The following is an 8,029-nucleotide window of genomic DNA, read 5'->3' as shown; positions in this document are numbered from 1 at the left end:
GCGAGTTGGTCCCACCCCTTCCCATCCCGAACAGGACCGTGAAACGACATCGCGCCGATGATAGTGCTGCAACCAGTGTGAAAGTAGGTAATCGTCAGGCTAGTTCTACCGCATCAGCCCTGCCTCCATCCGGACGCAGGGCTGTTTGCTTTGCGCGGACGGAATTGCGCGGCCGTGTCCGAAGAGAAGCAGCACTGGCAGGTGGTCCTCAGTAACCAATAGCGCATAACGAATAACGGATACTGCACACCGCACCTCGGCTATGCCGATGGTCTCGGCATCCGGAAAGGCATGCTCTTCGGTAGAGCAAAGTTGCCATTCAGCACACGTTATTCCATATCATTCAGTCTTTAAGAGTCCATGCAGGCGCGTAAGCCTTCATCCAAACGCGTCATCCTGGCCAGTATTGCAAAATTTCAATCAGGTTCACGGAGCGCTGGCAGTTACCTCAAACTGCTTGGTGCCCTTCATATCACTCCAAGCTCCCTTGACGGTCGAGCTATCGATCGTGAGTACGAACTTGCCGGTATTTGACGAACCGTCGTCAATGCTTTCCGTCAACTCGATCGTCTTTCCCCGGCGCTGACCATTCAACTCCAGTTTTTTGCGTTGCCGGTTATAGAAGTACGAACCATGCACATTCTCGCCATCCTCGTTGGAGATCAGCATGGTAATTGAATTCGTGCCGATTTTGCCTCGCAGGACTTGACCGAATACCTCGGTAGGCTTGCCGTCGCCTTCACCGAGAAACAGGCTGCGGCCATATGGTGTCAGGTGCGGCATAATCTCTCCATAAGGAATCTTGACCGTTACCTGATCCACATCGTCCAACGCGCGCATCGCATGATTGCTGCAGCGAGCGGACGTCACCAGCAGAGCCTCCCTGGTTGGGTTGAGACGATGCCAGCGTATCCTTTCTTCAGTCATCGGTGCCTTGGCCTGTGCCAGGCAATCCGCATTCAACGCGATTCTTTCCTGCAGATCGCCGATCACCTCTTTGCCTGCTTTCTTGTGCCGCTGCACTTGGAGATCGGCACGGTTGATTTCAATCTGTTCGGAATAAGCAGCAATCTTCTTTCTGCGCAGCAGGCGCAAGGCCTCACGCTGCCCCTGGCTGGTCAACACATCGGCCGGCGTAATCCGACGGCCCGTTTTCGCATCAAAGGCAAACACCTGTTGATAGCCTTCGCAGTATGCACCGCAGCCTTCCGTATCAAACTCCAGCGTCAATATCCGGTCGTTGCGCGTTACTGAAAACTCCTGGGATGCCATCCCTTCCAACACACCCACATCGTATTTCTTGGCGACCTTTGGCGGCGCAAGCGTACCGAACAATTCGATATACATCGCATCGTTAATGTTGGCTGCTGCCGGCCCGGTCAGAGGCAGCACGACCGGCATATTGATGTCGGGTATGAACGCGGTGTCGGCGGCACGCGCATCCTTGCCGATTATCTTCACCGATTCCACTTTCAATTCCGCCGAAGCGTGCAGCGAAAATGTCCATGCCAGGATCGGAAGCAAGATTGTTTTTTTCATATACGTATCAAGGGGAATCCGCATCTGCCGGAGTGGTGCTTATTCGATCTATTATCCATCAGCAGACTTACGATTTCGAAAAGCCTCAACGTTGAACGGGGTCGACCCGGTTGAATCAGCGGCTAATTTTATCGTCTGGCGGATCACTGTCTTCCACTTGCCAGGTGATGCCCGGCGAATCTCGCTCAAACAGATCTCGGTCGTTGCTTCGTCTATCTTGGGGAAATGAGAAAGAAAGAACTGCAGCCATCATGTTGTTTCCACCGAGAAGTATCTGCTCGAGATATTAAAACTGGGAAACAAGGCATCAATTATTTTCAAATGTATGCCCAAATGTCTTATTGACAGTACATTCTGACATGCGCAGAATGAATGCATCTCGTTGTGCCGGCGCGCTCATGAACGCAACTATTGCCTCCGTGGTCCCGATGTATCACCAGATCTACCTAATTCTCAAGGAAGAACTGGCAGGCGGCCGTGACCCGCAGGAGCCGCTGCCGAGCGAGCTGGAGCTGGCGCGGCGGTTCAAGGTCTCTCGCATAACGATGCGCAAGGCGCTCGATCAACTGGTGAAGGATGACCTGATCTACCGCCGTCGCGGCTTAGGTTCATTCGTAAGGGAAAACACGGCACTGACCCCTGAGCCCAAAGGCTTGCTGCAGAACATCATCAACATGGCGGAAAAAACCACGGTAAAGGTATTGAGCCTTGAAGTGGTGCCGGCGCCGGTAGCCGTCGCGGCTTCTCTGGAGTTGAAGACCGGGGATCTGGTAGTGAAGGCGGTTCGCCTGCGAAGCATCAAGGACGATCCGGTATCGCATATCACCACCTTCGTTCCAAAGCAGTTCGGCGGCTGCCTTGAGCGCGCCGCGCTGGAGACCAAGCCGATGCTCAGCCTGATGGAAGAGAGCGGCGTCAATATTGCGACCGCACGCCAGACCATGAGCGCAAGGCTGGCCAGTACGACGGTAGCCGGCTCGCTGCAAGTGGATGTCGGTTCGGCCCTGCTGGCTGTCAATCGCGTCGTGCGCGACGTGCAGGGATATCCGGTGCAGCTGCTGCATGGTTTGTACCGGCCGGATCGATACGAATACCAGATGGAACTGTCGCGCGGCACTGAAGGCGAAGCTCGCGTGTGGTATCAGGGTGACGGCGTTACTCCCAACATTGTTTGAGTCACCAAGCCGCAGACAGGTCAATGACAATAAGCGAATCAAAGGCATGAGGCGCATCAGCTGCGTCGGATGAATTCAAGGGGAATGAAAGGCGAAGCACAGGCGCTCATGCGCTTCGCCGGCGCACGCTTGCATCAATCGTGCAGCAATCACTGTGCGCGGTCATCCAAACCCGGCGCATATTGGCCAATTCAAGCCGTGCCGATATTCCAAGTGCATGGCCGGTTTCACCTACAAGGAGACAGCATGAAACGTTCATCCAAGCCTTTCGTCGCCAGACTGATCGCCATCACCGCATTCGTATGCGGCAACGCACTGGCGCAAAGTCCCATCCGCATCATCGTCGGCGCACCTCCTGGCGGTACGACCGACAACCTCGCGCGCGCCGTGGCCAAAGGCATGGAAGGGCCGCTCAAGCGCACGGTGATCGTCGAGAACAAGCCGGGCGCCGGCGGCAACATCGCGGCCGACTACGTGGCCAAGAGCGAGCCGAACGGCGAGACCATCTTGATGAGCTTCACCAGCCACACGGTCAATCCGACGCTGTACAAGAAACTGCCCTTCGACACCGTCAAGGACTTCACGCCGATCACGATGATTGCGACCGTACCAAGCGTGCTCATTGCCTCGCCATCGGTACCTGCCAACAATGTCGCCGAACTGATCGACTATGCCAAGAAAAATCCGGGCAAGCTCAACTTTGCGCTCGGCGGCATCGGCTCGTCGCTGCACCTGGCCGGAGAGCAGTTCAAGATGATGACCGGCGTCGACATCGTCAATGTTTCCTACAAGGGAACCGCGCCCGCACTGACCGACCTGATCGCCGGCCACGTGGATTTGATGTTCGCCAGCACCATCAACGTCCTGCCGCACGTCAACAGCGGCAAGATCAAGATTCTCGGCGTCACCAGCGCCACGCCGATGGCCCAGTTTCCGAAGGCACCGCCGATCGGCAATACCGTCAAGGGTTTTGAGTCGAATGCATGGTTCGGCCTCTTCGGCCCGGCGAAGCTGCCGGCGGAAACCACGCAGCAGCTCTACGATGCGGCGAAGAAGGCAATCGCCGATCCGACCTTCCAGAAGCGGCTGGATGATGACGGCGGCCACCCGGCCTCGATGACACCGGCGCAGTTTGGCTCCTTTGTCACGCAGGACATTCAGCGCTGGGCAAAGATCGTGAAATTCTCCGGCGCGGTGGTCGAATGAAAACGCTTGCACAAAAGATCATCGCCCGCGCCAGCGGACGTACACACGTCGAGCCGGGCGAGATCGTGACCTGCAAGGTCGATCTTGCGATGTCACATGATTCTTCCGGGCCGCGCCGCGTCGCGCCGATGCTCGAATCGCTTGGCGCCAATGTCTGGGACCCGCAGCGCTACGTGATCATTACCGACCACTACGTGCCGGCGCACGATCCCGATTCGCAGCAGATCCTTCAATTCACCCGCAACTGGGTGAAAGAGGCGGGCATTCGCAATTTTCATGATGAAGTGGGCATCTGCCATGTCGTGCTGCCCGAACAGGGCCATATCCGGCCCGGCATGCTGATCGTCGGCGGCGACAGTCATTCGACGACCGGCGGCGCATTTGGTGCCTACATGTTCGGCATCGGCGCTACCGAGATGCTGGGCGTACTCGCCACCGGAGAGATCTGGCTGAAGGTGCCGCAGACAATCGGTATCGAGTGGAATGGGCGCTTTGCCGACGGTATCACCGCCAAGGATGTGATGCTGTTCCTGTGCGGGCAGCTCGGCATGGATGGCGGACAGTATCAGGCGGTGGAATTTTCCGGCAGCGCAATCAAGGCAATGAACATGCAGGAACGCATGACGCTGTCGAACATGACTGCCGAGCTGGGCGGACAGGCTGGCCTGATTGCGCCCGACGACGTGACGCTGGCCTACCTGCACAACGCCGGCGTGGACATCGGCGATGACATATCCTCATGGCGCAGCGATACGGATGCGCCCTTGCTCGCCAGGCATGTGTACAACGCCGGAGAGCTTGTGCCGCAGGTCGCGGCGCCGCACAGCCCGGCCAATGCCGCGCCTGTCGATGCCTATGCCGGGCAGGAGATCGATACCGCGTATATCGGCGCCTGCACCGGCGCAAAGCTGGAAGACCTGCGCATGGCCGCTCGCATTTTGAAAGGACGCCGCGTGCAGGAAGGCAAGCGCCTGCTGGTGGCGCCGGCATCGCTGAAGGATTTGAACGCAGCGAAGGCGGATGGCACGCTTGCGGTTCTGGAGCAGGCCGGCGCGCAAATGCTCCCTTTGGGCTGCGGCGCCTGCGCCGGCTACGGACAATGGCGCTTCGGCGAAAACGAACGTGTCATCTCTTCCACCGCACGCAACTTCAAGGGGCGCATGGGTGCGCTGAGCAGCCGTGTATGGCTGGCGTCGCCCTTGACGGTGGCCACCGCCGCCGTGACCGGAATGATCAGCGATCCGCGCGAACTGCTCGGTGCCGTACCGGCCATGACAGGAGAGCAGGCATGAATGGACGCGTCTGGAAATTCGGCGACGGCATCGATACCGACGTCATGGCTCCCGGCCAGTACATGAAGCTGCCGATCGAGGAGCTGGCAAAGCATTGCCTGGAAGCGGTAAGGCCGGAGTTCGCCGGTTCGGCGCGAGCCGGCGACGTGCTGGTCGCCGGCCGCAACTTCGGCATCGGATCTTCCAGGGAGCAGGCGCCGCAGGCCCTGCGTGCGCTCGGCGTGCAAGCTGTAATCGCACGTTCCTTCGGCGGCATATTTCATCGCAATGCCTTCAATCTCGGTCTGCTCGCCCTGGTATGCGACGACGCGGACCGCATTCCCGATGCCGCGGCGATCGAACTCGATGCCAAGGCAGGGCGCATCTACCTGCCGCAGCAGGACATTACGCTGTCGTGCGAGCCGGTACCCGCCTTCCTGATGGAGATGGTGGAGGACGGCGGCCTGTTGCCGCATCTGAAAAAACGAATGTCGCGGGAGCGCGACGCAAGAGGGATCACATGACACGCACCACAACCGCCTTGCTCAAGACGAGACTGCAGCAGAACGACATGAGCGACATCCTGATTGCTCCGGGTATCTACGATGCGTTTTCCGCCTTGATGGTGGAACGCGCCGGATTCGAAGCCATGTACCTGTCCGGTGCAAGCATTGCCTATACCCGCCTCGGCGCGCCCGACATCGGCCTGGTCAGTTTTGCCGAAGTCTGCGAGACCGTGGCGGCCATCCGCGAGCGCAGCACCTTGCCGATGATCGTCGATGCCGATACCGGTTACGGCAACGCCCTCAACGTGCAGCGCACCGTCAGGCGGCTCGAGCAGGCGGGCGCGAATGCCATCCAGCTTGAAGACCAGACCAGTCCGAAACGCTGCGGCCACCTCGACGGCAAAAGCCTCATTTCATGCGAGGAGATGGTCGGCAAGATCAAGGCTGCGGTGGATATCCGCAGAAGCGAAGAAACACTGATCGTCGCTCGTACCGACGCGGTCGCGGTGGAAGGTTTCGATGCCGCAATCGATCGCGCAGAAGCCTTTGTCGAGGCCGGCGCCGACGTGCTCTTCATCGAAGCGGTGCGCGACGTCGAGCAGATGCGATCGGTCACTGAACGCTTCGCTTCGCGCATTCCCCTGCTGGCCAATATGGTGGAAGGCGGCAAGACGCCGTTGAAAGGCGCGCGCGAGCTGCAGGATATCGGCTATCGCCTGGCGATCTTTCCCGGCGGGACGGTGCGCGCCGTGGCGCATGCGCTCGATGCCTATTTCGCCGAACTGCGCCGTTCCGGCAGCAACCAGGGCAATGCCGGACGCATGCTCGATTTTGCGGGGCTCAACGAGCTGCTTGGAACCCGGTCGATTCTTGAAAACGCGCGTCAGTACGGATAACGGCGCCTGATCCGGTACGGCGCACCGGAGGCGGACTTTGACCAAGCTGGTACTGAAGTCCTCTTCCAGGTAGCGATGGTCAGGATGTCACATCCTCATCCATGTACGGGCCAGCAAACAGCAAGCTGGCGCGCAGCGCCCGAATGCGCTTGTCAATGTAATAGCCGCCAAACTCGGTATATCGAAGAAAGCAGCGTTTGCAGGCCTTGCATTGCCAGACATCGCTGCGGTTGGCGGGAAAGTAATGCAAGGCGATCGGCGCATCGGACGACCAGTAATTGGTCCCGCGCGGATGGTATTCCCTGACCGTCGCTTCCTTATCCGACGGCGCGGTCACTGCGCCCTTGCGCTCAAGCTGCTCTTCGGGAAAGGTAACGGGAAGGCTTTCCCATGCATCAAACGTCTGTTTGCTGCAGTTGCATTGCTGCGTGATGTTTTCGGAAAGATGCGCATACTCTGCAATCTCGCTCTCCGTGAGCCAGGAGGAATTCATGGTGGTCCGTAGCCTGTTTGATGACAGTCGTTGCATTCTAATATGAAGCAACGGTTGGCATCGGCATGGATTGCTTAATCGCGAATACCGTACTTGCGCTGACTCTCGTAGGCTTGGGCAATCGCGAACAGCTGTCTGCAATTTTTCAGCGACTGCTGCGGTCTGGCCTGCGGATGTTCATGGCCCCGCAGGATGGAGAGGCGGCGCAATCCCTTTTTCAGTCCACGGGGCTCTTCCATATCGTCATCGAGTTCGCCACGGATGGCGATGGCTTCGTTCAGAAAGCGTTGCAGATGGGCCTGGACGGTCATGCCGGCGGCAATTGCCAACACCTGGTTCGACAATGTTTCGACCTGCTGCAGCCACAAATCATCCGTGCCGAACTTGCGCCGGTAGGTATGCCTGATTTCGTTCCTGACCAATGCAGCTTTCTCTTCATCGCCGTCGATTTTGGCAAGAGCGAGGAAGAGTACCGCCTTATCGAAGATGTCCTGCGGTAGGTACATGGCATTCTCCCGGCAACCGGTCGCGCGAGTCCGCTTGGTCTGGCGCGCGTCGTGCAGCATCAACGCCGATCCGCCGCGATTCCAGAGTGTCGGATGCTCTCAGTGCCTGGTAGTGCAATCATAAGCGCGAGTGATGCAGTCCGATGTCAGGCGGATGGTTTTCTGTGGCCGCCTTGCCTTGAAAAGATCATGGGCAACAGGCCGTATATAGGCCTCGAAGGCTTTGAATATATCCAGTGCATCGGCATCGCTCGCGTCGACGTTTTTCAGCTGGGACAGCTTGTTCAATGCTTCTCTTGATATCAGGCATTGATGCGTGGCGGCGTCCACGTCGATGGTGAAAAGCACCCCGTCTTCAGTCATTTCAAGTTCTTGCCCAGCCATAACGCCTCCATGAGTACGGGTAGAGTCGGTCATTATCGGCGAACAAAGAGGTT

Annotated in this window: 10 protein-coding genes and 1 rRNA gene; 6 read left to right on the top strand and 5 right to left on the bottom strand. The window is 58.3% G+C overall.

Annotated features, from left to right (window positions below; all coding sequences use genetic code 11):
- Positions 1 to 100: ribosomal RNA gene (gene rrf, locus IGW03_RS39310) — 5S ribosomal RNA — on the top strand; the annotation flags it as partial.
- 326 nt (positions 101 to 426) lie between these two features.
- On the opposite strand, the gene IGW03_RS27860 is transcribed toward rrf, so the two are convergent.
- Complete coding sequence (locus IGW03_RS27860; protein ID WP_194725784.1) at positions 427 to 1,539, bottom strand: hypothetical protein; 1,113 nt, start codon at positions 1,537 to 1,539, stop codon at positions 427 to 429.
- 115 nt (positions 1,540 to 1,654) lie between these two features.
- Entirely contained in the window at positions 1,655 to 1,792 is a 138-nt protein-coding gene (locus tag IGW03_RS27855) for a hypothetical protein (RefSeq protein WP_194725783.1), read from the bottom strand.
- Between the two features lie 145 nt (positions 1,793 to 1,937).
- Between IGW03_RS27855 and IGW03_RS27850 the strand changes: the two genes are divergently transcribed.
- From IGW03_RS27850 to IGW03_RS27830, 5 genes are all read left to right on the top strand, one after another.
- Entirely contained in the window at positions 1,938 to 2,714 is a 777-nt protein-coding gene (locus IGW03_RS27850) for a GntR family transcriptional regulator (RefSeq protein WP_194725782.1), read from the top strand.
- Positions 2,715 to 2,960: 246 nt separating this feature from the next.
- Entirely contained in the window at positions 2,961 to 3,920 is a 960-nt protein-coding gene (locus IGW03_RS27845) for a tripartite tricarboxylate transporter substrate binding protein (protein ID WP_194725781.1), read from the top strand.
- A complete protein-coding gene (locus IGW03_RS27840; RefSeq protein WP_194725780.1) occupies positions 3,917 to 5,212 on the top strand; it encodes a 3-isopropylmalate dehydratase large subunit in 1,296 nt (431 codons plus the stop codon). Before IGW03_RS27845 ends, IGW03_RS27840 begins: the two co-directional genes overlap by 4 nt.
- Entirely contained in the window at positions 5,209 to 5,715 is a 507-nt protein-coding gene (locus IGW03_RS27835; RefSeq protein WP_194725779.1) for a LeuD/DmdB family oxidoreductase small subunit, read from the top strand. The genes IGW03_RS27840 and IGW03_RS27835 overlap by 4 nt, the downstream gene beginning before the upstream one ends.
- Positions 5,712 to 6,593: an isocitrate lyase/PEP mutase family protein gene (locus IGW03_RS27830; RefSeq protein WP_194725778.1), complete on the top strand. Its 882-nt coding sequence runs from the start codon at positions 5,712 to 5,714 to the stop codon at positions 6,591 to 6,593. The genes IGW03_RS27835 and IGW03_RS27830 overlap by 4 nt, the downstream gene beginning before the upstream one ends.
- 79 nt (positions 6,594 to 6,672) lie before the next feature.
- On the opposite strand, the gene IGW03_RS27825 is transcribed toward IGW03_RS27830, so the two are convergent.
- From IGW03_RS27825 to IGW03_RS27815, 3 genes are all read right to left on the bottom strand, one after another.
- A complete protein-coding gene (locus IGW03_RS27825; RefSeq protein ID WP_194725777.1) occupies positions 6,673 to 7,086 on the bottom strand; it encodes a hypothetical protein in 414 nt (137 codons plus the stop codon).
- Between the two features lie 74 nt (positions 7,087 to 7,160).
- Positions 7,161 to 7,652 carry a hypothetical protein gene (locus IGW03_RS27820; protein WP_194725776.1) on the bottom strand — a complete coding sequence of 164 codons (492 nt, stop codon included), beginning with the start codon at positions 7,650 to 7,652 and terminating at the stop codon, positions 7,161 to 7,163.
- A 39-nt stretch (positions 7,653 to 7,691) separates the two neighbouring features.
- Positions 7,692 to 8,009, bottom strand: a complete 318-nt coding sequence (locus tag IGW03_RS27815) for a DUF1488 family protein (RefSeq protein ID WP_194725775.1) — start codon at positions 8,007 to 8,009, stop codon at positions 7,692 to 7,694.
- Positions 8,010 to 8,029: the final 20 nt, after the last annotated feature.

It is taken from the genome of Noviherbaspirillum malthae (genome assembly GCF_015352985.1).
Lineage (GTDB): Bacteria > Pseudomonadota > Gammaproteobacteria > Burkholderiales > Burkholderiaceae_D > Noviherbaspirillum > Noviherbaspirillum malthae.
This window is presented reverse-complemented; position numbering and strand designations above follow the sequence as displayed.